At 67.6% G+C, this 25,677-nt stretch carries 20 protein-coding genes and 1 tRNA gene; 13 read left to right on the forward strand and 8 right to left on the reverse strand.

Going from position 1 to position 25,677, the window contains the following annotated elements:
* Nucleotides 1-75 precede the first annotated feature (75 nt).
* The 3 genes from thrC to ACT54L_RS15165 all read left to right on the forward strand — a co-directional run bounded on the left by thrC (nucleotide 76) and on the right by ACT54L_RS15165 (nucleotide 3,501).
* Entirely contained in the window at nucleotides 76-1,488 is a 1,413-nt protein-coding gene (thrC, locus tag ACT54L_RS15155; protein WP_476086466.1) for a threonine synthase, read from the forward strand.
* Entirely contained in the window at nucleotides 1,485-2,747 is a 1,263-nt protein-coding gene (locus tag ACT54L_RS15160) for a M16 family metallopeptidase (RefSeq protein ID WP_476086467.1), read from the forward strand. Before thrC ends, ACT54L_RS15160 begins: the two co-directional genes overlap by 4 nt.
* Nucleotides 2,748-2,865: 118 nt before the next feature.
* Complete coding sequence (locus ACT54L_RS15165; protein WP_476086468.1) at nucleotides 2,866-3,501, forward strand: GNAT family N-acetyltransferase; 636 nt, start codon at nucleotides 2,866-2,868, stop codon at nucleotides 3,499-3,501.
* A 167-nt stretch (nucleotides 3,502-3,668) separates the two neighbouring features.
* Here the strand turns inward: ACT54L_RS15165 and ACT54L_RS15170 are convergent, their stop codons facing one another.
* From ACT54L_RS15170 to ACT54L_RS15195, 6 genes are all read right to left on the reverse strand, one after another.
* The gene (locus ACT54L_RS15170; protein ID WP_476086469.1) at nucleotides 3,669-5,585 is read right to left on the reverse strand and encodes an AsmA family protein; all 1,917 of its coding nucleotides are present in this window, start codon (nucleotides 5,583-5,585) and stop codon (nucleotides 3,669-3,671) included.
* Nucleotides 5,586-5,732: 147 nt separating this feature from the next.
* Nucleotides 5,733-7,439, reverse strand: coding sequence for an ABC transporter permease (locus ACT54L_RS15175; protein ID WP_476086690.1), 1,707 nt, complete (start codon nucleotides 7,437-7,439; stop codon nucleotides 5,733-5,735).
* Nucleotides 7,440-7,459: 20 nt separating this feature from the next.
* Nucleotides 7,460-8,491 (reverse strand): Fe(3+) ABC transporter substrate-binding protein, encoded by a 1,032-nt coding sequence (locus tag ACT54L_RS15180; RefSeq protein WP_476086470.1) that lies wholly within the window; start codon nucleotides 8,489-8,491, stop codon nucleotides 7,460-7,462.
* Between the two features lie 359 nt (nucleotides 8,492-8,850).
* The gene (gene bfr, locus ACT54L_RS15185; protein WP_476086471.1) at nucleotides 8,851-9,333 is read right to left on the reverse strand and encodes a bacterioferritin; all 483 of its coding nucleotides are present in this window, start codon (nucleotides 9,331-9,333) and stop codon (nucleotides 8,851-8,853) included.
* Nucleotides 9,334-9,446: 113 nt separating this feature from the next.
* Nucleotides 9,447-9,683, reverse strand: a complete 237-nt coding sequence (locus ACT54L_RS15190) for a (2Fe-2S)-binding protein (protein WP_476086472.1) — start codon at nucleotides 9,681-9,683, stop codon at nucleotides 9,447-9,449.
* A gap of 283 nt (nucleotides 9,684-9,966) precedes the next feature.
* Nucleotides 9,967-12,420: a PAS domain-containing sensor histidine kinase gene (locus ACT54L_RS15195; protein WP_476086473.1), complete on the reverse strand. Its 2,454-nt coding sequence runs from the start codon at nucleotides 12,418-12,420 to the stop codon at nucleotides 9,967-9,969.
* A gap of 228 nt (nucleotides 12,421-12,648) precedes the next feature.
* Between ACT54L_RS15195 and ACT54L_RS15200 the strand changes: the two genes are divergently transcribed.
* The 8 genes from ACT54L_RS15200 (at nucleotide 12,649) to ACT54L_RS15235 (ending at nucleotide 20,976) form a co-directional block, all read left to right on the forward strand.
* Nucleotides 12,649-13,194 carry a phasin family protein gene (locus ACT54L_RS15200; RefSeq protein ID WP_476086474.1) on the forward strand — a complete coding sequence of 182 codons (546 nt, stop codon included), beginning with the start codon at nucleotides 12,649-12,651 and terminating at the stop codon, nucleotides 13,192-13,194.
* A 199-nt stretch (nucleotides 13,195-13,393) separates the two neighbouring features.
* Nucleotides 13,394-13,849, forward strand: a complete 456-nt coding sequence (locus ACT54L_RS15205; protein WP_476086475.1) for a phasin — start codon at nucleotides 13,394-13,396, stop codon at nucleotides 13,847-13,849.
* A 314-nt stretch (nucleotides 13,850-14,163) separates the two neighbouring features.
* Nucleotides 14,164-15,186, forward strand: coding sequence for a lipopolysaccharide heptosyltransferase II (waaF, locus tag ACT54L_RS15210; protein ID WP_476086476.1), 1,023 nt, complete (start codon nucleotides 14,164-14,166; stop codon nucleotides 15,184-15,186).
* Between the two features lie 5 nt (nucleotides 15,187-15,191).
* On the forward strand, nucleotides 15,192-16,250 hold the full coding sequence (gene waaC, locus ACT54L_RS15215) for a lipopolysaccharide heptosyltransferase I (protein ID WP_476086477.1): 1,059 nt from the start codon (nucleotides 15,192-15,194) through the stop codon (nucleotides 16,248-16,250).
* A 45-nt stretch (nucleotides 16,251-16,295) separates the two neighbouring features.
* Nucleotides 16,296-17,297, forward strand: a complete 1,002-nt coding sequence (gene rfaD / locus ACT54L_RS15220; RefSeq protein WP_476086478.1) for an ADP-glyceromanno-heptose 6-epimerase — start codon at nucleotides 16,296-16,298, stop codon at nucleotides 17,295-17,297.
* 27 nt (nucleotides 17,298-17,324) lie between these two features.
* The gene (gene rfaE1 / locus ACT54L_RS15225; RefSeq protein ID WP_476086479.1) at nucleotides 17,325-18,764 is read left to right on the forward strand and encodes a D-glycero-beta-D-manno-heptose-7-phosphate kinase; all 1,440 of its coding nucleotides are present in this window, start codon (nucleotides 17,325-17,327) and stop codon (nucleotides 18,762-18,764) included.
* Nucleotides 18,765-18,912: 148 nt separating this feature from the next.
* Nucleotides 18,913-19,452 (forward strand): bifunctional adenosylcobinamide kinase/adenosylcobinamide-phosphate guanylyltransferase, encoded by a 540-nt coding sequence (gene cobU / locus ACT54L_RS15230; protein ID WP_476086480.1) that lies wholly within the window; start codon nucleotides 18,913-18,915, stop codon nucleotides 19,450-19,452.
* 174 nt (nucleotides 19,453-19,626) lie between these two features.
* Nucleotides 19,627-20,976 carry a UDP-glucose dehydrogenase family protein gene (locus ACT54L_RS15235; RefSeq protein ID WP_476086481.1) on the forward strand — a complete coding sequence of 450 codons (1,350 nt, stop codon included), beginning with the start codon at nucleotides 19,627-19,629 and terminating at the stop codon, nucleotides 20,974-20,976.
* Nucleotides 20,977-21,721: 745 nt separating this feature from the next.
* Here the strand turns inward: ACT54L_RS15235 and ACT54L_RS15240 are convergent.
* Nucleotides 21,722-22,525 (reverse strand): MBL fold metallo-hydrolase, encoded by an 804-nt coding sequence (locus tag ACT54L_RS15240; protein ID WP_476086482.1) that lies wholly within the window; start codon nucleotides 22,523-22,525, stop codon nucleotides 21,722-21,724.
* A gap of 327 nt (nucleotides 22,526-22,852) precedes the next feature.
* Nucleotides 22,853-22,930: transfer RNA gene (locus ACT54L_RS15245), tRNA-Pro, on the reverse strand.
* Nucleotides 22,931-23,104: 174 nt separating this feature from the next.
* On the opposite strand from ACT54L_RS15245, the gene ACT54L_RS15250 reads away from it, so the two are divergent.
* Both ACT54L_RS15250 and ACT54L_RS15255 read left to right on the forward strand, forming a co-directional pair.
* Nucleotides 23,105-24,763 (forward strand): Na/Pi cotransporter family protein, encoded by a 1,659-nt coding sequence (locus tag ACT54L_RS15250; protein WP_476086483.1) that lies wholly within the window; start codon nucleotides 23,105-23,107, stop codon nucleotides 24,761-24,763.
* Nucleotides 24,764-25,005: 242 nt separating this feature from the next.
* Nucleotides 25,006-25,440: a septal ring lytic transglycosylase RlpA family protein gene (locus tag ACT54L_RS15255; RefSeq protein ID WP_476086484.1), complete on the forward strand. Its 435-nt coding sequence runs from the start codon at nucleotides 25,006-25,008 to the stop codon at nucleotides 25,438-25,440.
* The last annotated feature ends 237 nt before the right edge of the window (nucleotides 25,441-25,677 follow it).

Here is a 25,677-nt window from a genome sequence, read left to right on the forward strand (position 1 = left end):
ACTTGTCTAGTTTGCCGCAGGTTCGCGACGCGCGGTCGCGCGTTGGTCTTCGTGCATCGTTCGGAGTTCGAGGTCTTGCTTTACGTCTCCACCCGCGGCGAGGCGCCGCCTTTGTCATTCGCCGATGCCCTGCTCGCCGGGCTTGCGCGCGATGGTGGACTTTATGTGCCGCAGGACTGGCCGACGCTGAAACCGGACGAGATCGCGGCGTTGGCCGGCAAGTCCTATGCGGAGGTGGCGCGCCGCATCATCACCCCGTTCGTGGATGGGGCCATTCCCTCCGCCGCGCTCGACGTGATGATCGCGGACGCCTATCGCACCTTCCGCCACACGGCCACGACGCCTCTGGTCCAGATCGCGCCCAACCGCTTCATTCTGGAGCTGTTCCACGGCCCGACCCTGGCGTTCAAGGATGTGGCCATGCAATTGCTGGCGCGCATGATGGATCATGTGCTGGCCCAGCGGGGCGGGCGGGCCACCATCGTGGGCGCCACCTCGGGCGACACGGGCAGCGCTGCCATCGAGGCCTTCCGCCAGTCTGACGCGGTGGATGTGTTCATCCTCTACCCGCACAAGCGCGTGTCGGAGGTGCAGCGGCGCCAGATGACCACGGTGGGCGGGGCCAATGTCCATGCCATCGCGGTGGAAGGCACGTTTGACGATTGCCAGGCCCATGTGAAGGCCATGTTCAACCACCACGCCTTCCGCGACCGGATGGCGCTGGCGGGGGTCAATTCCATCAACTGGGCGCGCATCGTCGCCCAGGTGGTCTATTATTTCTATGCCGCGACCGCGCTCGGCGCGCCCAGCCGGGAGGTCTCCTTCGTGGTGCCCACCGGCAATTTCGGCGACATCCTCGCCGGCTGGGTGGCCAAGCGCATGGGCCTGCCGGTGCGCGACCTGACCATCGCCACCAATGTGAACGACATCCTCGCCCGCACCCTGGAAACCGGGCGCTATGAGGTGAAGGGCGTGCAGCCCTCCACCTCGCCATCCATGGACATCCAGGTCTCGTCCAATTTCGAGCGGCTGATCTTCGAGGCGGTGGACCGGGATGCGGCCACCGTGCGCACGCTGATGGCCCAGCTCAGCCAGTCCGGCAGCTTCACCCTGCCGCGCCCAGCGCTGGAGGCCATCGCCGGCGACTTCTCCGCCGACCGGGCCGACGAGCCGGAGACCGCCGCCACCATTCGCAAGGTCTATCAGGACACCGGCTATATTCTCGATCCCCACACGGCCGTGGCCATGGCGGTGGCGGGGAAAGTGGAGCATGCCGCCCGCGTGCCGCAGGTGGTGCTCTCCACCGCCCATCCGGCCAAGTTCCCCGACGCGGTGGAAGCCGCCACCGGCAAGCGCCCGGCGCTGCCGCCCCATATGGCGGACCTGATGACGCGCAAGGAGCGCACCACCGTGCTCCCCAACGACATCGGTGCCATCGAAGCCTTCATCACCGCCCATGCCCGCATCTCGGCGAGGGCGCACGCATGAGCGTGAAGCGCACCACGCTGGAGAACGGCATCACCGTCATTTCCGACGCCATGCCGCACCTGGGCACGGCCTCGCTCGGCATCTGGGTGGGGGCTGGGGCCCGCGACGAGGAGGAGGGGGAGCACGGCATCTCCCACCTGCTGGAGCACATGGCCTTCAAGGGCACCCGCCGCCGCTCCGCCCGCCGCATCGCGGAGGAGATCGAGCAGGTGGGCGGCGACATCAATGCCGCCACCTCGGTGGAGCAGACCTCCTACAATGTGCGGGTGCTGGGCGAGGATGTGGGGCTCGGCCTCGACATTCTCTCCGACATCCTCACCGAGCCGGCGTTTGCTCCCGACGAGCTGGCGCGGGAGAAGAATGTCATCGTCCAGGAGATCGGCGCCGTCCAGGACACGCCTGACGACCTGGTGTTTGACCTGTTCCAGGAGACCGCCTTTCCCGGCCAGGCGGTGGGCCGCTCCATTCTCGGCACGCCCGAGACGGTGCGCTCGTTCGACCCGCAGGCGCTGGGCGCCTATCTCGGGCGCACCTATCGGGGGCCGCGCATGGTGGTGTCCGCCGCGGGCGCGGTGGACCATGACCATCTGGTGGAAGAGGCGACGCATCGCCTGAAATCCGTTGCGTCCGCCCAGAAGCCGATCACGCCCGATGCCCGCTATGGCGGCGGCACCTTGCTCACCCCGCGCGACCTGGAACAGGTGCATGTGGTGCTGGGCCTGGAGGGGCGGACCTACAAGGACCCCGGCTATCACGCCCTGCAGGTGCTCACCAATGTGCTGGGCGGCGGCATGTCCTCGCGTCTCTTCCAGGAGGTCCGCGAGGAACGGGGCCTGTGCTATTCCATCTATGCCTTCCACTGGTCCTATGCGGACACCGGCCTGTTCGGCGTCTATGCGGGCACCGACGTAGGAGATGTGGGCGAACTGACCAATGTGGTCATCGACCAGATCATTGCTGCCGGCGAGACCGTCACGGAGACGGAGGTCGCCCGCGCCAAGGCGCAGATGAAGGTGGGCCTGCTCGCGGCACTGGAAAGCTCCGGCGCGCGGGCCGAGCAGCTGGCCCGCCAGATCCTCGGCTTCGACCGGGTGATCCCTCTGGAGGAGATCGTCGCCAAGGTGGAGGCGGTCACCGTGGAGGGTGTGCGGCAGGCGGCGCGCGATCTGGTGGCCTCCGGCCGGCCCACCCTCGCGGCGATTGGTCCGGGCGAGGGGCTTGAACCGGCGGCCCGCGTGGTGGAACGTCTGAGAGCATAGCCGGCACCGGAGCGCCCGAGGCCGGCCCGGTTCATGAGTGAGACGCTACGGTCAGGCGTGTCCTTCGGGGCGCGTCCGGCGGGCGCCTCGCTCAAAGTCGCTGGCACGAGCCCCGTCCATGTGGTTCCTGAGAACCGTCTTCGGCAATGAAGTGCTCCCCGTGATCCCCGGTCGCGGGGTCTATCTGCGGGTGCCGCAGATTCAGGACTATCCGGCCTGGCGGGACCTGCGGGAAGAAAGCCGCGCCTTCCTCACCCCGTGGGAGCCGCTGTGGCCGGCGGATGACCTCACCCGCACCGCCTTCCGCCACCGCCTGCGCCGCTATGCGCGGGACATGATGTCCGACGAGGCCTATCCGCTCTTCATCTTCCATGAGCGGGAACATGTGCTACTCGGTGGCCTCACCTTGTCCAATGTGCGCCGGGGCGTGTGCCAGGCGGCGAGTCTTGGCTATTGGATGGGCGCGCCTTATGCCGGCAAGGGCTATATGCGGGCGGCGGTGAGCGCGGTCCTGCCGGTGGCCTATGAGGCGCTGCGTCTGCGGCGGATCGAGGCGGCCTGCATGGTCAATAACGCCGCCTCCATCCACCTGCTGCAACGCCTCGGCTTCAGCCGCGAGGGCTATGCGCGGCAATATCTGTGCATCAACGGCACCTGGGAGGATCACTTGCTGTTCGCGCGCTTGGCCACCGACCCCATCCCGGAGGCGCTGCCTCAGGCGACCCGCGCGCGGCGCTCTCAGCCCGCCCAGTGAGGGGCGCACGCCTCTCCGAACGGATGAGACCGATGCCTCGAAAGCGGATCAGGAACACCACTCAAGTCCTTGGAATATCAAAAGAATTTCACGTGGCCGTCCGCTGAAATGCTCTTCAGTCTCCATCTCACCTGAACTGGCAAGACCGGTGGCGGGGGCGGTGACCGTCAGTTGCCGTTGGCCTTGGCGGGCACGGGGGGCAAGGCGGAGGGCTTGGCCAGCTGCTCAATGACGGAGCGTACCGCCGCTTCCCCATTGGTGCGGTTACGCACCGCCTCCAGCAAGGGCTGGGCCGCCCCGGACCGGCGGATCAGGATCTGCGGGTCCAGCACCACGAAAGCGCCGCTCCAGGGACCCTGGACCATGAAGGGCAGGTCAAAGTCCGGCTTGGGCCGCTCCGCCCCCGGCGTGGCCGGGGAGAGCAGGACAGCTTCGCCCTTCAGGTCGATCTCGCGACGGGCCACGGAGACATTCCCGGTCAAGGACAGGCTGACCTGCTTGCCCTGGATGCTGGCCTCCTCGATGGTGGCCGTGCCGCCGTCGATCAGAACCTTGGCGGCCAGCGTGTCATAGGCGGTCTTCCCGCCGCGCAGGTCGCCGCCGCCGGAGAGGGGGCGGCGCTCGATGCGGTTGAGCACCTGCGCCACGTCCACCCCGAGTACGGCGCCGTCGGTGCCGCTCACTTCGATATGGCCGGTCAGGGACTGGGCAATATCGAGAATGCTCGCGCCCGAGCCTTCCAATTGCACCTCCAGGTCACCGGTGCCGTCGAGACGACGCACCCCCAGCAGGTCGTCGAGGGCCGGCAGCAGAGCCACCTTATTGCCTTCCGCCTCGGCGCGAATGGTGGCGCCCTGGCCCCCTGGGGCAGGCCCCACCGACAGGGAGGCGCGCACGTCGCCTCCCCACGCATGGGCTGTGCCCACCGCCACCGTGAGGCGGCCCGAGCGGACCATGGCGCTGGTGGCCACCCGCTCGAACGTGCTCTCCTCCGCGCTCACCGCGGCCGCCGAGAAGCGCAGATCCAGATCGAGGCGGGACAGGGCCTTCAGGTTGAGCGGCGTGCGGTCCCAGACATTGGTCGCGCTGTCCGTGAGGTTCATCCGCCCATAGGGCGTCACGTCCAGCTTGTCCGAGGCGAAGGTGCCCTGGATGGTGGGGCGCCCCCCATCCAGCTTGGCGCTGAGGGCGCCCTCGCTCTGGTTGGCGTCCAGCTTCAGAGTCACGGCTGTGAAAGCGGCCTGGTCGCCGCTGGCCTGCACCTTGCCGTTGAAGGCGAAATGCTTGAGGCCGCCGGCGGTGGGCGGCTCGATGCCGATCCAGGTCAGCAGGCCGCGCAGGGATGGCGTATCCCCCGACACATCGCCTGTGGCGCCCGGCTTGCGGCCGCCGGAGGCGGTGCCACGGAAGCGCGCCCAGGAGCCGCCGGTGGCCAGTTCCACCCGCGTGTCCACGGCCTTTCCGGTGAGAAAGTCCAGGACATTGGCAATGGAAACGCGCGCCTCGCACTCCACGTCGCGCCAGGTGAAGACGCCCGTGAACGAGGCCCCGGCGCCACCGGCAGTGCGCACCAGGCGGGCATCGATGCCATTGATGATTTCCCGCGTCAGGCCGTCCTGGGAGCGGAGCACCACGGTGCCCTTCTCAACGCGCAGTTCGGGGGCGTCGGGCGCCACCACCAGCGCGGCCACGGCCACGGGAGGGGCGGATGCGGTGGAGGTCAAGATGAAGGTGGGGCGCTCCAGCGCCACGTCCGCCACCTCGATGCGGCCCACCAGCAGCGGCATGAGCCGCAGGTTGGCCACCGCCCCTTCGGCATCCAGCGTGCCGCCGCCGGGCAATGGGAATTCCACCCGGGTGAGATGCACCTGGGGCAGGGGGAAGAGCTTGAACTCGGCCTCTCCGTCGATCGCCGCCAACTGCCCGGTGGCCTGCATGATGGCGTCCGTGGAGAGGCGACGCAGGTCGCTCTTGGACACCAGCATGGGCACGAAGGCCATGGCAGCAAGGACAGCGAGCGCGAGGCCGCCGATCACCGCAGCCGAAAGGGCCAGGGCGCGGCGAGCCGTGTCATGGAATGTCACCACCAGATCTTCCGGTCTTCGGTCAAACGGGACCACGCTCAGCCAACGACTCGCCCCCGTTTGCCTGAGTGGTTTCCCGCGTTAGGCCTGAACTTCCCGGCGGTCTGTGTCGGTTTCAAGGCTGGCATGCCGTGAGCGGGCGCATCCTCATACGCTGCCGGCGCTCTGTTGCATGGAAGCCTCACCTGGCTCGGGGCGCCGGGAGAGCCGCGCGAGCAGCAGGACGGGCCCGAGCCCCACCAGAATGATGGCAAGGGCGGCCAGCGCCCCATCCTCATAGGTCCCGCGCGCGGCCTCCCCATAGATGTGGGTCGCCAGCGTCTCCACCCCCAGGGGACGCAGCAGCAGCGTCGCCGGCAATTCCTTCATGCCGTCCACGAACACGATCAGCGCGGCGGTGGCCGCGGCGGGGCGCAGAAGCGGCAGATGGATGCGCTCGATGACGCGGGTGCGGGTGGAGCCGAGGCTGCGCGCCGCCATGTCCAGATGCACCGACATCTTGGCATAGCCGGCTTCAAGCCCGCCGATGGGAATCGATAGGAAGCGGATGGCATAGGCAATCACCAGCGCCGCTCCGGAGCCAGACAGCAGGAGGCCGGTGCCGGTGCCGGTCATCTGCACCATCAGGCCGTTGACGAGATTATCGAAGCCGGCCAGGGGGGTGAGCAGGCCGATGGCCAGCACCGTGCCGGGGATCGCATAACCCGTCCCTGCCAGGCGCGCCAGGGCGGGAACCAGCGGCCCCCGCGACAGGCGCAGCGCCACCGCCACAACCGCGCCGAGGCCCAGGGCGACCAGCGTGCCCCCTCCAGCCAGGAGCGCGCTGTTGCGCGCCTCCGCAAACAGGGTGGGCGGAATGCCGTTGGTACCGATCCGCTGGGCCACAGCAAGCCCCAGATGAACAACGGGCACCAGGAAACCGAGTGTCAGAGGCACCAGGCAGGCCAGCACCGCCGCCGCGGCGCGCCAGCCCGACAGGAGGAGGGCCGGACGGCTGCGGGTGGACCCCGAGCCCACGTAGCGGGCGCGCTTGCGTGCCACCCGCTCGGCGGCGATGAGGGCCAGCACCACCGCCAGCATCACCAGGGCGATCTGCGCGGCACCGGGCAGGTTGGAGCGGTTCACCCAGGTGGCATAGATGGACACGGTGAGGGTGCGCATGCCCAGGAATTCGGAGGCGCCGATGTCGCCCAGCACTTCCAGCAGCGCCAGGGTCACCCCCGCCACGATGGCCGGCCGCGCCAGGGGCAGGGCGACGCGCAAGGCGGTGCGCCACGGGCCCGCACCCAGGGTGCGCGCCACTTCCAGCACCGCCGCCGACTGCACCATGAAGCTCGCGCGGGCAGACAGATAGACATAGGGATAAAGGACGCAGGACAGCACGAAGATGCAGCCCCCCGCCGACCGCAAGTCCGGCAGGCGCAACCCCCGGGGGCTGGAAATGCCGAGCAACCAACGGATTGCACCCTGGACCGGACCCAGGGGATGAAGAATGTCCAGGTAGGAATAGGCGACGATATAGCCGGGCACAGCCAGCGGCAGCAGCAGCGCCCAGTCGAACACCCGCCGTCCGGGAAAGTCGCAGGCGGACACCAGCCAGGCACACGGCACCGCCACCAGGACCGTCAGCAGCCCGACCCCCACCAGAAGGACGCCGGTCTGGAGCAAGGCCTCCGGCAGCACATTGGTGATGAGATGGGGCCACAGATCGCCGGACCCGCGGGCGGCGATGGCCACCAGGGCGGCCACCGGCAGAACCACCACGGCCGCCACCCCCCCCGCCGCGAGGACGAGCCCATTGGGCCGCCCCGGGCGGGATCTGGCGAACCGGCTGCGACCGGAGGTGGTCGTGATGCTCACCGTGCGCGCACGTGTCAGCTGTCGAAGCCGACCTTGTCGATCAGCTCGCTGGCCTTCTTGCGCGCCTTGGCGATGTCCACCAGGGAGATGGGGTCCACCTTGAGGGGGCCAAGGTCGGCGATCAGCGGGTCAAGCTCGGCCCCCTGCAGCACCGGATATTCGTAATTCTGCTTGGCATAGAGCGCCTGCATCTGGGGCGAAACGGCGAACTCCAGCAGCTTGACGGCATTGGCCTTGTTGGGCGCGTGAGCGGCAACGGCGGCGCCGGACACGTTCACATGGGTGCCGCCGCCCTCGAAGGTGGGCATGACCACGGTGATGGCATCGCCCCACTTCTTCTGGTCCGAGCCGCCCTTACCGGAGCGCATCAGCGCCACATAATAGGAATTGCCCACGGCCAGGTCGCAGATGCCGCCGAGAATGTCGCGGGCTCCTTCGCGGTCGCCGCCGGTGGCCTTGCGGGCCAGATTGGCCTTGAGGCCGCGCAACCAGGCCTCGGTCTTCGCCTCGCCGTAATGGACCAGATAGGCGGCGGTCAGCGCCACATTATAAGGATGCTGGCCGGAGCGGATGCAGATCTTGCCCTTCCACTTCGGGTCGGCCAGATCTTCATAATGGAAGTCCACCAGCTTCGGCTCATCCTTGGTCTCATAGATGAGGCGCGCGCGCATGGAGAGGGCATACCACTGGCCCTGCGGGTCCCGCAGATTGGCGGGCACGGCGGCGGTCAGCACGGGGGTGGTGACCGGCTGGGTGACACCGGCTTCCACCACGTCGAGCAGATTGCCCACGTCCACGGTCATCAGCACGTCGGCGGGCGAGGCCGCGCCTTCCGCCTTCACGCGCTCAGCGAGACCGTCCTTCACGAAGACGCTGTTGACCTTGATGCCGGTTTCCTTGGTGAAGGCCTCGAACAGCGGCGCGGCGAGCGCGGGTTCGCGGGTGGTGTAGACATTCACCACATCTTCCGCAAAGGAAGGAGCGACAAAGGCGCCGAGGGAAACGCCGGCGGCAAGAACAGAGCTCAGCAGGAGCGGCTTCAGCATAAGGTCCTCCGCGACCCGCGTGTTTCTACACATTGCGGGATTTTAGCTGGGAGGATCGGCTAACCCGCCGAGACGCCGGCCGTCAAATAAAATGCGAAGACGCTCAATATCTTAGAGCATCTCTAAAACACTGTATCCTGATCGCGGCGGCAACCCGCGCCGCTGGCGGGGCAGGATGGCGAACCGCACGTCGGGCCGGTTGGGCGCCTCCGTTGGCGGGGCAGGGGCTCGCCGCCCCGTCAACGGTGTCCCATCGAGACGAGGCAGAACCGAAAGGCAGCGGCAACGAAAAAGCCCGGGCCTTTCGGCCCGGGCTCAAGGGATCGGCTGTTCTGACAGGCGCGGCAAGCGCCCGGGGATCAATCCTCGTCCAGCTCACCAATGTGGTGCTGGGCATAAAGCTGCACGCCGAGCTTGGCCACCAGGTCGAGCTGGGTCTCGAGGAAGTCGATGTGACCTTCCTCGTCCGTCATCAGCTCCTCGAACAGGTCGCGGCTGGGGAAGTCCTTCACCGTCTGGCAATAGGCGGCGGCCTCCTGATAGAGGGCGCGGGCGCCTTCCTCGGCGGCGAGGTCGGCTTCCAGGATTTCCTTGATGTCCTGGCCGATGCGCAGCGGGTCCAGAACCTGCATGTTGGGGAAACCGTCGAGGAACAGGATGCGGTCGACGAACTTGTCGGCGTGCACCATCTCCTCAATGGACTCGGCGCGCCACTTCTTGGCGAGCGCCTTGTAGCCCCAATTGTCGAGCATGCGGTAGTGCAGCCAATACTGGTTGATCGCGGTCAGCTCGGAACGCAGGCCCCGATTGAGATATTCGATGACCTTCGCATCACCCTTCATGATCGCCGACTCCTTTTACGGACCCTCAAGGCCCCCGGCTTGTCTGGAAACAGAGTTAGAGCAATTCTAATGTAAATGCAAGACGATGAGCTGTCTCCCGCCGGCGCTTCCCCTCACTCGGCTGCGAGCATGCGGGTGGACAGATTGGCGGCGGGGCATTCCACGGGGCAGGCGGCGCAGGAACCCTGGACCTGATCCAGGATGGCGCGAATGGTGCGCGCGCAGCGCCCGCATTGGGGCGCGCAGCCCAGGCAGCGATAGACCTCTCCGGGGGAACGCACGCCTTCCGTGGTCGCGAGCGCGTCGCGGACCTGATGGTCGGAGAATACGTTGCACGAACAGACGATCATCGCAGTCCAGGCTCACCGATGTTTAGATGTCTTCTAAACAACATCTTCGACGATCATTTACGCAGAAACTGCGGCGCATCGTCAATGGCACGCCATGCCACATGGGGATGAAACGGAGGCATTTCGAGGCGGAAACCGCTACATTCTAATTGTTCTACTCTAGACCCCTCGTAGGAATACGTAGAGGGGAGGGCGCGGTCCCCGCCCATACGGCGTCCCCAATGCGCGCGGCAACGCCCGGCCGCTTTCACGCTCGGCGCGCGGCGGCTCAGCGGTGGGTGAATCAGGCGGGAAAGCTGAGTTCCGCCAACAGGCCCCCGCCCACGCCGCGCCGAAGGGCAAGGCTTCCCCCTTCCGCGCGCACCAAGGCGGACAGCCGTGCGAAGCGGAACGGACGGCCGGCGGCGGAAAACCGGTCGCTGACGGGCGCAGTGGCAAGGGCGTCGAGCGCCTGGGCGATCTCCACCTCCGAGAGGGCAGGGCCCTCGTCCCGCACCCGCAGCACCACCTGGTCCTCCTCCTGGCGGAGGGACACCACCACCTGTCCGCCGACCGGGGTGGCACGCAGCGCCTCTTCCAGGAGCAGGCGCACCACATGTTCCGCCGCAGCCGGACGGACGCGGCCGGCCATGGTCTCCTGCATGTCCCGCCGCACCAGGATGCGGCGACGCTTGACCATGTCGTCCAGGTGGCCGATGGCCGACGCAACCGTGAGCGAAAGGTCCACCCGGTCGGGTTCGGTGGCCGGCGCGGGTGGGAAGAGGTGTTCCACGTCCTCCAGCAGCGCGAGCAGATTCTGCCCGGCCATCTGGGCGGCTTCCGCATGCTTGGCATAGCGGGCATTGCCCACCGGGCCGAAGGTGGCGGAGCGCACCGCATCCACAAAGCCGAGGATGGACGTCAAGGGCGTGCGGACGGCATGGGACATGCGGCGCGCCAAGGCATCCACGGCGGCACGGGCCTGCGGCATGTCCAGGGCGTCAGCGCGCGGCCCTCCGGCGGCGCGAACGGCGGCGGCACGGGCGCTCTCGCTCTCGTCCGCAGGTCGGAGCACCAGGCAGAAGCGCTGGGCATCGCTCTCCACCCGGGCAAGGCTGCCGACCATTTCCACGTCCGCCCCCTTGCGTCCGCGCACCGTGAGCAACGTGGTGGACGGCCCTGGGGCCGCCTGAAGGGCGGCTTCATCGAGCAGAAGCACCGCGCGACTCTTGCTGTGGGGCGCGAACAGGGCCGTGAACGGCTCGCCCCGCAGGTCGCCCCGCGCAAACCCGGAATAGCGCACCAGGGTTTCGTTGCTCTCTTCAATGGCCCCGGCGCGATCGAGGAGCACGACGCCGACGGGGATGAGGTCCAGGGTTTTCTGAAGGGCGGAAAGGCCGGCCGCCGCCTCGCCGCCCGGGCCCGCGGCCTCGTCGAGCCGGCGCACCACATGCACCAAGGCCGGGCGTCCGCCCCAGGTGGCGGACACCACCCGCACTTCCACAGGTACCTCCGCCCCGCTTTCCATCCGCAGCGACAGGGGCTTGAGGGAATCGGGGCGGGACAGGCGGGCAGGGAGGCCGCCCGCGGCAAGGAAGGCCTCCATATCCCCATCGCCGCACCAGGACAGCAAGGTGCGGTTGACCCGAACCAATTCCCCATGCTGCTGGACCATGACCCCGAGCGGCAGCCGATCCAGCACCCCATCCTCGGCTTCGGCCTCGGGAGAATGGGGGGGGAATGCGCCCTCGCGGTCGGATCGGTCGGCATCCTCCGTCTCGGCGGGCGCCGCATCCTCTCCGGGCTTCTGCCAGGAATCGATGGCGTCGTGCAGAGTGCGGGCGATCTCATGAAACGCCGTGCGCTCCCGTGGGGTAAGAGTCCCCCCGCGCAGCGGCACCACATTGCCGGAATGGGGGACGTCCGTCCCGCCCCCTTGGGCCGGAATGGGCGCTGGGCGGTCGACCTGCGGCGGGCTGCTGGGTGCCTCCGCCGCCCTTGGCGCCCCGGCTGGCGCGACGGTGGCCTGGAGCCAGATCTGGCCGAAGCCGCGCGCGCCCACGCAGCCTTGCGCACCCAAGTTGCCCTGCGTGGCCAAGCCGTGCCCCGGCGGGGCAGGGCGGGTCACACCGCCCATGACGATCCGCCCGCGCTCGCCCTCCAGGGCAATGCCCGAGAAACTGCCGACGGCAGCGAGGGCGGAAGCGAGCCCCTCACCGCCGGAAAAGCCCAAGTCCGCCAGGACATCGAGCAGAGGACGGCCGAGCCATCCCTCGGCGGGCAGGGAGGTGGCAAAGGCCTCCGAAAGCTGCGTCAAACGCCCCGCCGCATCCACCTCCCAGGTGAAGCGCACCGGACGGGCGGACGGGCCTCCTGCATCCAGCCGTGAGGACGCCGCGGCACCGCCATCGGCGGCCGCAGAGGAACTCAGGCTGCGAGGATCTGCAAACATCACGAACTGGCCGGCCGGTGTGAGAATCGCGCGACATGAGAATAGCTGCGGCTGCGCCGCAAAGGGGAGGAGAATCCGCGCCTCGGTAGCCGCCTCAGCGTCCAGTGCGGCGATACGGCGCGCCACATCCTCCGCCGCCTCGGGCAGGGGGGCGCCGGGCGGGAGCCCCAGCCGAGCAGCAGCAAGGGTTGCCGCCACCACTTCGGCAGCGGGAAAAGCGGCCACGAAGGACGGCAAATCCTCCCGGCGCAGGGGGGCAAACACCGGATCGTTCAGCGGCAGCGTGCGGGCGGAAGGATCGTTCATCACCTCGTCTATTGCACGTTCCGTGCCCCTCAAGCCATTTCCCCTTGCGCGACGGGAGCTTTTCAGCATCCCAGCTTCAGGTTGTGACAGCCATTTCTTAACATCGCGGCAAATGTGGCGAGCGCCGATGCAATCTTTCTCATTGCGAGCGCCCCGTGTGGCATGACTAAAATTGCGCCGGAGTGGCCCTTCCCCGCTGGCTGCCCCAATGCCCGAGGAGTGACGACGATGACTGCGAAATTCGGTCCCGACCTCGAACTGCCGCCCGAGTTGCGGGCCCTTGCCGAAAAGAATGTGGCCCAGGCCCGCCAGGCCTTCGACACGCTGTTCGACACCGCGCGCACGGCGGTGGGAGAATCGGAGGGCCGTCTGGAAGAAGTGCGCACCGGCGTGAAGGAACTGCGCCAGAAGACGCTCGGCCTTGTGGAGGCCAATGTCACCGCCTCCTTCGATTTCCTGGGCAAGCTCGTCCAGGCCAAGAGCCCGCAGGAGGTATTCACCCTCCAGGCCGAATTCCTGAAGAAGCAGGTTGAAGCGGTGGCCACCCAGGCCGCCTCGCTGGGCAATGACGCCCGCTCGCTGGGCGAATCCACCGCCCGCACCCTCGACGAGCATGCCCGTGCGCTGGCCGAACGGGTTCAGGCGCTCGGCACCGCCGCGGCCCAGCAGGCCAAGAGCGCCGCCGAGGAGTTCCAGGCCGCCGCCTTCAAGACCGCCAAGGACGCGGCCGAAAAGGCCACCACGCCGCCGTCCGGGTCCGACCAGACCTACTGAGTGCGGCCGCGCGCGGCATCTTTTGCCGCAGGTGCGATCAAAACGATTGTGCGACGCAAAAATCATTTTGTGCCGCACACTTGGTGCGATATGATGCCATAGAGGTTGTCGATCGGGTTCCGCTCGCCCGGGATGCGTCCCGCCGGCGAGTTCGGACATGCGGATCGCAGTCAGGGTTTGTTACCGCACCGAGGAAGCCATGAACGAATTCACCAAAGCGTTCCAGGATCAGCTTGCGGCCGCCAGCGGCGCCTTCAGCAAGTTCGAGGTTCCCGCGCCCTTCCGTGATTTCGCGGAAAAGAGCGTGGTCGCCGCCCGCGGCAATTACGAAAAGTTCAAGTCCGCCGCCGAGCAGACCACCGAGGCCCTCGAGGGCACGTATTCCAGCGCCACCAAGGGCGTGGCGGAATATAATGTGAAGTCGCTCGAGATCCTGCGCACGAATGTGAATTCGGCGTTCGACTTCTTTGCCTCCGTGCTGGGTGCCAAGTCCACCGCCGAAGCGGTTGAGCTGTCCACCACGCACCTGCGCACCCAGTATGAGAGCCTCCAGGCCCAGGCCAAGGAACTCTCCACCCTGGCCCAGAAGATCGCCACGGAAAGCTCCGAGCCGATCAAGGCCACCGTGGAAAAGACCTTCAACAAGGCTGCCTGACGCCTTCGCTTCTCGGCGCTGTTTTCTGAAGGGCACTGGCGCAGGCCGGTGCCCTTCTTCGTTTGGGGGCCGCCTTCCGTTGAGGTTGCCGTGCCGCGTCCGGCCCCCGGATGCTCCGCCGCCGGCCGCGTCAACCGCCGCCCCTGCCTTACTCCTCTCGTCCTTCATGCTCCATCATTCGCGCATGGCTGGCCCGGCCGGGCCGCGGGCGTGCCTTGACGGCGGGCCGTCCCCTTGCCAAGAGGGCGAGGAAGGGGCCTGAAGGGGGTGGCGTCGCGCCGCGGCGGCCTCCGGGAATTCGGGTCAAGATCCCCATGCGCGCATTCGGTTCCGTATCGCCCATCCTGCTCGTCGGCCCGTCCTGGGTTGGCGACATGGTGATGGCCGCGAGCCTGATCGAGAGCCTGCGGACCCGCGAGCCCGGGCGCCCCATCGATGTCATCGCCCCGCCCGCGGCCCTACCCATCGCCCGCCTCATCCGGGGCGTGCGCCGCACCATTCCTCTGGGCCTTGGCCATGGGGAGCTGGGCCTCATGGCCCGCTGGCGCGCCGGAAAGGCGCTGCGCGGCGAGGGTTATGGCACCGCCATCATCCTGCCGCGGGCCTTCAAGGCCGCCATCGTGCCCTTTGCCGCCCGCATTCCCGAGCGCATCGGCTATGCCGCCGAAGGGCGCAGCCTGCTTTTGACCGAGGCGCGGGACGACAGCGCCCGCAAGACCGCGCGCACCATTGACCGTTTCGTGGCCCTTGGCGCCCCCCGTGGCGACCAGATGACCGCGCCGCGGCCCCGCCTCATGCTGCCCGATGGGGCCCGCGAGGCGGCGGAGGGGCGGTTTCCCCTGGCAGGGCAGGGACCGATCCTGGCGCTTTGTCCCGGCGCCGAATATGGCCCGGCCAAGCGCTGGCCGGCGGAAAAGTTCGGCCGGCTTGCCGCCACCGCAGTCGCGGCCGGCTATCGGGTGCGCCTGTTCGGCGGCCCCAAGGATGCGGCCATCGCGGACGAGATTGCCCGCGTCGCGAACGTGCCGGTGGACAATCTGGTGGGCCGCACGAGCCTGATCGAGGTCGCCGCGCTCTTGGCCGGCGCCGATGTGGTGGTCTCCAACGATTCCGGGCTCATGCATGTGGCTGGTGCCCTCGACCGCCCGCTGGTGGTGCTCTACGGCTCCAGCTCCGAGAAGATGACGCCCCCCACCGCCCCCAAGGCGCTGGTGGTCTCCCATGATCTGCCGTGCCGGCCCTGCTTCAAGCGCGAATGCCCCCTCGGTACGCTGGCCTGTTTCGAGGCCATCACGCCGGCCGAGGTCATGGCCGCCGCCGAGCGCGTGCAGGGCTGAGGCCGATGAAAATCCTGGTGGTGAAGCTGTCCTCCCTCGGGGACGTGGTGCACACCTTCCCGGCGCTCACCGATGCCCGCCGCCGCATCCCCGACCTGGTGGTGGACTGGGCAGTGGAAGAGGCGTTCGTCCCCCTGGTCAAGCTGCACCCGGCCGTGCGCCGCGCCATTCCCGTGCCGCTCCGCCGCCTGCGCAAGGCGCCCCTTACGGCGTGGAAGACCGGTGAGTGGGCGCGCCTTGGCGCCGCCCTTTCGGACGAGCCCTATGACGCGGTCATCGATGCCCAGGGGCTGGTGAAGAGCGTGCTGGTGGCCCGCCGGGCGCGCGGTCCGCGCCACGGGTTCGACCGCGCCAGCGCCCGGGAGGGCATCGCCAGCCTGCTCTATGACCGGACCTATGGGATTCCCGAGGTGGAGCACATGGCGCTGCGCATCCGCCGCCTGTTCGCCGCCGCCCTGTCCTATGATCTTGATGGCCTGCCCATTGATGCTGGCCTCGCAGTGCCCCCTTTGGCCGCCCCGCGTCCCTATGTGATGCTGCTCCACGGCACCACCTGGCCCACCAAGACCTGGACGGTCGCCCACTGGCGCGCCCTGGCCGTCTTCGCGGACAAGGCCGGGTTTGATTGCCGGCTCTTCGCCCAGGGCGAGGCGGAGAGCCGCCGTGCCGCCGCCATCGCCGAGGGCCTATCCACCGTCCAGATCGTGCCGCCCGGCTCCCTCGACCAGCTGGTGCCCGTGCTTGCCGGCGCGGCGGGGGTGGTGAGCGTGGATTCGGGCCTCGGCCATATGTCGGCGGCGCTCGGCCTGCCCACCGTGGGGCTTTATGGTCCGACCGACACGCGCCTGACCGGACTTTACGGCCCCAAAGTCCTGGAATTGCGCTCCTTCCGATCCTGCGCCCCGTGTGAGAAGGCGCGCTGCCGCATCGCGCCGGAAACGGTGGAAGGCCCGCCCTGCCTGGCCGACCACACGGCCCAGGATGCCTGGCGGGCGCTCAATGTGCTGCGGCTCGGCCACGCGGACCGCAGCGCGCCGCATCCCTCCCGCTCTGGACAAGCCTAGCCGCCGCGTGGCACAGGGTCCGCCTTCGTTTCCGGGAGCCACCTCATGTCCCGTCCCCTCGTCCGCGACACCGTCCTCGTCACCGGCGGGGCGGGGTTCATCGGCGCCAACATCGCCCGCGCCTTCGCCGGCGAAGGCTGGCGCGTGGTGGTGGCGGACTGGCTGGAGGACGGCCCCAAATGGCGCAACATCGCCGACATCCTGCTGGATGACGTGATCCGCCCCGAGGCCACGCTGGACTTTCTGGAGCGGGAAGCGGGCCGGGTGGCCCTTGTGGTCCATATGGGCGCCATCTCCGCCACCACCGAGCGGGACGGGGACCGCATCGTCGCCCGCAATATCCGTCCGACGCTGGATCTGTGGGACATGTGCGCGCGCAAGGGCCTGCGCTTCATCTATGCCTCCTCCGCCGCCACTTATGGCGACGGCGCGGGCGGCTTCACCGACGACCAGAGCCCGGCCGCCCTCGCCGCCCAGGCCCCGCTCAACGCCTATGGCTGGAGCAAGCTGATGGCGGACCGCCGCTTCGTGGCGGATGCAGAAGCGGGCCGGCCGACGCCGCCCCAATGGGCGGGCCTGCGCTTCTTCAATGTCTATGGTCCCCGCGAGGATCATAAGGGCGACATGCGCTCGGTCATCAACAAGATCTATCCCACCGCGCGGGACGGCGGGGCGGTGACGCTCTTCAAGTCCCATGTGCCCCAATATGAGGATGGCGGGCAGCTGCGCGACTTCGTCTATGTGGGCGACTGCGTGGACGTGGTGCGCTGGCTGTTCGAGACGCCCTCCGTCTCCGGCATCTTCAATGTTGGCACGGGCGCCGCGCGCAGCTTCGCCGACTTGGCGCGGGCGGTGTTCTCAGCCGTGGGCCAGACGGCGCGCATTGACTATGTGGACATGCCGGAGAGCATTCGGAACGCCTACCAGTATTTTACGGAGGCGGACATGACCAAGCTGCGTGCCGCCGGCTACGATCGGCCCTTCACCTCGCTGGAGGAAGGGGTCCGGCGCTATGTCACCGAATATCTGCGCGGCCGCAACGCCTGACGGCGCGATCCATCTGAAGGCTCGCTCATGCTGACGCAAAACCCGCCGGGACCCGTCGCCATCATCGGCGATGTCATGGTGGACCATTATATTTCCGGCTCGGTCTCCCGCATCTCGCCGGAGGCTCCCGTGCCGGTGCTGGTGCACGGCGTCGAGCGCATCGTGCCTGGCGGGGCCGCCAATGTGGCGGCGAACGCGGCGGCCTTGGGCGCGCCGGTGCATCTGGTGGGCCTCGTGGGCGCGGACAGCCGGGCAGGGGACCTGCGCACCGCCCTCGCCCGTCATCCGACCATCGATCTGTCCGGCCTCGTCGCCGATGCCGCCCGTCCCACCATCACCAAGACCCGCGTGATGAGTGGCCGCCAGCAGATCGTGCGCATCGACGCCGAGGACACCCGCACCCCCGATGCGAGCGTGGTGGCCACCCTGATCGCGGCGGCGGAGGCGGCCATTGCGAAGGCCGCCGTGGTGATCCTCTCCGACTATGCCAAGGGCGTCTTGAGCGATACGGTGATTGCAGCCGCCATGGCGGCGGCGCAGGCGCGCGGCGTTCCGGTGATCGTCGATCCGAAGCGCCGGACCTTCGAGGCCTATCGCGGCGCCCATCTCGTCACGCCCAATCGGCGCGAATTAAGCGAAGCGACCGGCCTTGCTGACGACACCGATGCCCAGGCGGCGCAGGCCGCAGCGGCGGCGGCGGCGCAATTTGGCGGCGACGTGCTGGTGACCCGCGCGGAAAAGGGCATGACGCTGTGGCGCCGGTCGGGCACCGTGCTCCACATTCCCGCCCAGGCGCGGGAGGTGTTCGATGTCTCCGGCGCCGGCGATACGGTGCTGGCGGCGCTGGGCATGTCGCTGGCCTGCGGCCAGCCGCTGGAGGTGGCGGTGCGCATCGCCAACGCCGCCGCCGCCCTTGCGGTGGCCAAGCTCGGCACGGCTGTCGTGACCCGCGCCGAGTTGGCGCAGGCGCTGGAGCAATCCCTGGAAACCGCCGTGACGCCCGGCGCCTGCGTGACCCGCGCCGAGGCCAGGGAAATCGTCGCGCGCTGGAAGGCGAGCGGGGCCAGCGTCGTCTTTACCAATGGCTGCTTCGACCTTTTGCACCCCGGCCATGTGGCGCTGCTCGAGGCGGCGGCACGGGAGGGCGACCGCCTGGTGGTGGGGCTGAATTCCGATGCGTCGGTGCAGCGCCTGAAGGGGCCCACCCGCCCCGTCCAGGACGAGGCCGCACGGGCTCGGGTCATGGGCGCCATGCGGTGCGTCGACCTGGTGGTGGTCTTCGAGGAGGACACCCCCCTGGAGACCATCCTCGCCTTGATGCCCGATGTCCTGGTGAAAGGCGCGGATTATCGCCCGGAGGATGTGGTTGGCGCCAAGGACGTGATCGCCGCGGGCGGACGGCTGGTGCTGGCGGATCTGGTGGCGGGACGCTCCACCTCTGCCCTGGTGGCGAAGGCCCGCAGCTGACCCCGGGCGGGTCCTGCGGAAACGAGCGGCGCGCCGCTTGCGACCACGCGCGAGTCCTCGCGCCCATGTCTTTGGGCCGCCTGCCTTTTTTGTGGACGTGGGACGCCGTTCCCGTCCCTAAGGTGAATGTTCAAGACGTGAGGGACGCATGACGGAGCGCGAGAACCCGCATCTGATCTTCGTGCTGGGCGGAGCCCGGTCGGGCAAGAGCGCCTTTGCCCAAGGCCTGATCGAGCGCCTGCCCGGCCCCTACGCCTTCCTGGCCACCGCCGAGGCCTATGACGCCGAGATGGAAGAGCGCATCGCCCGGCACCGCGCGGACCGTTCGGACGCCTGGACGACCTATGATGCCCCCCTCGACCTCGCCGGCGCGCTGGATCGCCTCCCCGTCGGCCAGCCGGCGCTCGTCGATTGCCTGACCTTGTGGCTTTCCAATCACTTGCTGGCAGATCATGATCTGGAACATCAGGGGAGGGGCCTGCTGCGCGCTCTCGCGGCCAGAGCGGCCCCGACCGTGGTGGTGGCCAATGAAGTGGGGCTGGGCATCGTTCCCGACAACGCGCTCGCACGCCGCTTCCGCGATGCCGCCGGACGGTTGAACCAGCAGGTCGCGCGGCAGGCGAGGGCCGTGGCCTTCATAGTCGCCGGTCTGCCCCTCTTCCCCAAAGGGCGGATTGAAGGGTTCTGACACCCACGTCTGCCGCAGGGGAATGGAACGCCAGGTCATGCGGGTCCGTTGACGGCCTGAAATCTTCGGCCAGATATTTTCATCTTGCACTGCATCAAGACGTTGGTGCCCAGGCGACCAAAACGAGTATAAGGTGTCCCACACCTGACAGCGATCAAGGACGATGGATCTACCATGCGCGTTGCGATGATTGGGACGGGGTACGTGGGACTGGTTTCCGGCGCGTGCTTTGCCGATTTCGGCCACCATGTTACCTGCATCGACAAGGATGCCCGCAAGATCGCCATGCTCGAAGAGGGCAAGATCCCGATTTTCGAGCCCGGCCTTGATGAGCTTGTGCACCGCAATGTGGCCGCCGGCCGCCTCAAGTTCGCCATCGACCTGACCGAGGCGGTGAAGGAAGCCGACGCGGTCTTTATCGCCGTCGGCACCCCGTCGCGCCGCGGCGACGGCCATGCGGACCTGTCCTATGTCTATGCCGCCGCCCGCGAGATCGCGAGCGTGGCCGAGGGCTATACGGTGGTCGTCACCAAGTCGACCGTGCCCGTCGGGACCGGCGACGAAGTGGAGCGCATCATCCGCGAGACGCGGCCGGACGCTGATATCTCGGTGGTCTCCAACCCCGAATTCCTGCGCGAAGGTGCCGCCATCGAGGACTTCAAGCGCCCCGACCGCGTGGTGGTGGGCACCGAGGAGCCTCGGGCGAAGGAAGTGATGGCCGGCCTCTATCGCCCGCTGTCGCTGAACAATCTGCCGATCCTCTTCACCAGCCGCCGCACCTCCGAGCTCATCAAGTATGCCGGCAATGCCTTCCTGGCGATGAAGATCACCTTCATCAACGAAATGGCTGACCTTTGCGAGCAGGTGGGCGCCAATGTCCAGGAAGTGGCGCGCGGCATCGGCCTCGACAATCGAATCGGCTCCAAGTTCCTGCATGCGGGCCCCGGCTATGGCGGCTCGTGCTTCCCGAAGGACACGCTGGCGCTTACCCGCACCGCGCAGCAGGCCGGTACCCCGCTGCGGATCATCGAGACGGTGGTGACCGTCAATGAAGTCCGCAAAATGGCCATGAGCCGGAAGGTGGTGTCCGCTCTGGGTGGCGACGTGCGCGGCAAGACCGCCGCCATCCTGGGCCTGACCTTCAAGCCCAACACGGATGACATGCGCGACAGCCCGGCCATCTCCATCATCAATGCGCTGATGGACCGGGGCATGAAGGTACGCGCCTACGACCCGGAAGGCATGGACGAGGCCCGCAAGGTGCTCCCCGCGGGCGTTGAGTATGGCACCGGTCCCTACGAAATCGCGGATGGCGCCGACTGCCTGGTCATCGTCACCGAATGGGATGCGTTCCGCGCCCTCGACCTGGACATTCTGAAGTCCACCTTGAACCACCCGATCATCATCGACCTGCGCAACATCTATCGCCCGGACGAAATGGAAAAGGCCGGCTTCATCTATGAAAGCGTCGGCCGTCCCACCGGCGACAAGAATGCGACCTCCGCGTTGACCGCTGCGGAGTAAGCCGGGCAGGGCGCTATCGCCCGCCCCTTAGCCCTCAGGCTCCCGTCTCATGGACGGGAGCCTTTTTTTGCGCCTCACGCGCAAACGCACCCCCGTGGCCGCATATGCGCCCGACGCCGGGCCTGAAAACCGCAAAAATCTCACCCCCGTCCGCGCCCGTGCTTCAGCCGCCCGCAGACCCGCCCGACGGCGCGCCAGGCGCCCTGGAAGCCGTCCGGCGACGAAGCGCATAACCGGCCTGGACGCCAGCGCGTCCGCTCCTTTGGCGCGCCAGAGCCATCCTGGCCGCAAGCGCGTGTCGTTGCCACCAAACGGAGCCTCGCACGAATGTTCCGGCCGCCGCGAGGGGCGGCTTGGCGGCAGGTGGCGGCCAGAGCTGCGGCCACATCGAAATGCCCCCCATCCCCTCTGGAGGAGGTGGAGAAATGTGTTCCATAATATCTCTTCTGCGCATCTTCGATACGGAAAGCCCAGCAACGTGAGGAGTGAGGCCGCTGCCCTGTCCTATCGGTCGTGGCAGATGGCCCTGCCCCCGCCGGCTCTCAGGCTGTCGCCGGGAGGCGGTTCGTCGCCAATTGGACACAGCTTCCCAGAGTGCCCCGCGCGCTCCGTGAGCGGCGGTGCTACAGGTCTTGCCGGGCGGCGGCGTCCGGGGCTGCCCGGCTTGTGACGTCGGGCGGATGGGCAGGTCCTGCACGGTGCAGGCCGTGCGGCCGCAGCCGTTGCCGGATTCTCTCCCGGCCCCTCAGGGAGCCGGCGACGAGAAGGTCATCATGTCGTAGGCCGGCTCCACGTGGCCGGGCACCGCTGTGGCGACGGCCGTGTAATCCAGATCGGTATGGAGATTGGTCAGGATGGCACGCCGCGGCTTCAACCGCGCCACGTGGTCCAGCGCCTCGCCCAAGGTGAAGTGGCTGGGGTGGGGCTGCTCGCGCAGGGCATCGATGATCCACACATCAAGGCCGGCGAGATGCGGCAGGCTGTTGTCGGGAAAGGCGTTCACATCGCTGGAATAGGCGACGTCCCCGAAGCGGAACCCGAAGGAATCGATTTCGCCGTGCCGCTGGCGGAACGGCAGGGCGGTGATCGGTCCCCCTGCCCCATCCACCTGGATGGGCCGTCCTTCGTGAAACCGGTGTTCGGCGAGAATGGGCGGGTAGACCCCGCCGGGCGGCGTCTCGAAGCAATAGCCAAACCTGTGGTGCAAGGCCTTCGAGGTTTCCTCGTCCACATACACGTCGAGGCGGCGGCGATGCATGATGGCCAGCGGGCGCAGGTCGTCGATGCCGTGGGTGTGGTCCGCGTGCTCGTGGGTGAAGAGCACGCCGTCGAGCTGGGTCACGCCCGCATCCAACAATTGCTCGCGCAGGTCCGGCGAAGTGTCGACCAGGACCGTGGTGACGCCCCCTGCGCCGCGGCGGCGAACCAGGAGGGAGCAGCGGCGCCGGCGATTACGCGGATTGGTGGGGTCGCATGCCCCCCATCCCTGCCCTACCCGCGGCACACCGCCCGAGGACCCGCAGCCGAGAATCGTAAAATCCAACGTCATGCCTGCGCTCGCTCACCTCTAGGTCAAGCCGGCGGTCCCCGCGCGGGACGACGCGCTGCCGGCGGCCGGGGTCCTTTTTTTTGCGGTTCCCAACCTGCCTGGCGTTCGCAGGCGCGATCACCGAGCGGACCCAGCCGATACCCGCCGCCGGGTCTCCCGCCTGCCCCCCTGCCGGACGCCACTCTAGGGTGACTCAGCCCGAAGACAAACCAGTCGCTGCGAACAGTCTCGGGGATAAATGGGGCATCGCCCTCCCCCAGAAACACGAAAAGCGCCTTGCGGCGCTTCGTTGCTCTTCAGCTCGTATCTCTGCAGAGAAGATTTGAATGGTCGGAGCGAGAGGATTTGAACCTCCGACCCCTAGTCCCCCAGACTAGTGCGCTAACCGGGCTGCGCTACGCTCCGACGTGGAGGCGGGTATTAGACCATGATCGGGGACACGACAAGCCCCTCGGCCCACTTCGTCCCAATCACCTGTGCACAACCGCCACCCGCTGGAGCCGTCGCCCCGCCTTCGCGGCTTGACCTTGCTGCGGCGCATGCAATTGTCCCTGCTCACGCGGAGCACCGAGCGAGGCCATGCCTTTTCCCGTCACCCTCCTCGATCTGGCCGGCTGCATCGCGCTGCTCCTGTGGGGCACCCACATGGTGCAGAGCGGCGTCATGCGTGCCTTTGGTCCGCGCCTGCGCACCGTGCTCGCGGGAGCGCTGAAGACCCGCGTCCACGCCTTCATGGCCGGGCTCGGAGTGACCGCCATCCTCCAGAGCAGCACCGCCACCGGCCTGATGGTGGCGGGATTTGCGGCCACCGGCATGGTGGACCTCGTTCCCGCCCTGGCCGTCATGCTGGGCGCCAATGTGGGCACGACCCTGGTGGTGCAGGTGCTCTCCTTCGACGTGGCGGCGGTGGCTCCGGCGCTCATCCTGGCCGGCGTGGTGCTCTATCGTCGCGCCGCGTCGGGCACACCGCGCGACGTGGGCAAGGTCCTGGTGGGCCTCGGCTTGATGCTGATGTCTCTGCATCGACTCATCGAACTCATCACCCCCTATGAGGATGCGCCGAGCCTGCGGCTGCTGATGGGCGCCATCTCCACCCAGCCCTTCGTGGCCATGCTGGCGGCGGCCCTGCTCACCTGGGTGGCGCATTCGTCGGTGGCCATCGTGCTCCTGGCCATGTCGCTGGCCTCCAAGGGCGTGGTGCCGCCCGAGGCGGCCTTCGCCATGGTGCTCGGGGCCAATCTGGGCAGCGCGCTCAATCCGGTCCTGGAGGCCTCCAGCGGCCTCGACCCTTCGTCGCGGCGCATGCCCATGGGCAATCTGATCAATCGCCTCGTGGGCGTCGCCCTGGTCCTGGCGTTGCTTGATCCCATATCGCGGGCGTTCGTGATCTATCAGGCGGACACCGCCCGTGGCGTGGCCGATTTCCACACCTTGTTCAATCTGGTGCTGGCGGTGGCCTTCCTGCCCTTCCTGAAGCCGTTCGCGCGGCTCCTGAAGCAATTGTTCCCCAACAAGGGCGCGGAAGCGGACCCCTCCCAGCCGCTCTATCTCAACCCGGCGGCAATCGAGACGCCGGTGGTGGCCCTGGGCAATGCGGCGCGCGAGGCCCTACGGCTGGCCGACATTCTGGAAACCATGATCCAGTGCGCCCGCCTGGCCTTGGAAAAGGACAATGGCAGCCGCCTGGAGGAGGCACGGCGACTGGATGACGTGCTGGACAATTTGACGAGCGCCATCCGCACCTATCTGGTCTCGCTGGACCCGGAGACCCTGAGCGACGCCGACCAGCGCCGGGTGGAGGAGATCCTGGCTTTCGTCACCAATATGGAACAGGCGGGCGATGTGATTGACACCAGCCTGCTCACCCTCGCCTCCAAGCGGCTGAAGCGCGGCCTTGCCTTTTCCGCCGAAGCCCGCAGCGATCTCACCCAGGTCTTCGATCGGTTAACCGGCAACCTGCGCACGGCTGCCGCCTTGTTCGTGACCGACGACCCCCGCGCGGCCCGTTTGTTGGCCGCGGAAAAGACCATCTTCCGGGACCTGGAAAGCAAGGCAAATCAAGAGCATCTGGCGCGTTTGCGGGCCGGGCACACCGACACGGCCGAAGCCATGGGCATGCAGCTTGACGTGGTTCGGGACCTGAAGCGAATCAATGCGCACCTGGTCTCTGGCACTGCTTATCCCGTTCTTGAGCGCGGGGGCGAATTGCTGACCACGCGAGTACAAAATTCGTCATGAGAAGTATAAGCAAAGAAAAAATAAGCTTCCTAAAATGTAATCGCGACCCCCGTTAACTTATCGTGTGATATTGCGGCAACAGACCTATCGTAAGCCCAGAAGAATGGCTTCACTTCGGGTCAAACGAACAATATGCCATTATTTTGCTTCACCCGCGTGACAATGCTGCCGCATTGGACGGCCATTCGACGATCTCCTGCAACAACACGGAGGTCGAGGGTATGGAGTTACGGAAGGGGTTTTTGCTCGGATCGTTCGCCATTGCCGTGAGCGCCGTTGCCCACCCTGCCAAGGCCGATTCCGAACAAACGGGAATCGCGTCTTACTACTCGGAAGGGCGGGCCACCGCGAGCGGAGAGCGGTTCAATTCGGGTGCCCTGACTGCAGCCCACCGTTCCCTGCCATTCAACACAAAGGTCCGTGTCACCAATCTGAAAAACGGGAAGTCGGTCGTCGTTCGCATCAATGACCGAGGTCCCTTCGTCCGAGGCCGCATCATCGACGTGACGCGTGCCGCGGCGAGTGAACTGGGCTTCACCGGCCACGGCCTGACCAAGGTCAAGGTTGCCGTGGTGCGGGACGAAGCGCCCGCCTTCAATTTCTTCGGCGGGGCAGCGACCTCGCAGAAGGACAGCAAGGCGCAGCGGACCGCTTCGGCGGATGCCCGCCCCGATTGATCCTTCGATCGTCCAGCGCCGGGTGAGCCTGCCGGTCAAGGGGCCTTTACTCCCCTCCCGCCGGCCCCTCCGTCCCTGACCTCCCCGACCGTCTCCCCTCCTGTGGGGCGGTCCATCTTCCAGAGGGCGACCGGAACCCCTGTTTCGGTCGCCCCTCTCTTTTCAGCCGCGAGAGCGGCAGCTGGACGCCCCCTCCCAGTCGCCGATAGAGCGTACATGGTGGCGTCAAGAGCGGCG

It is taken from the genome of Aquabacter sp. DMC10, from assembly GCF_056314145.1.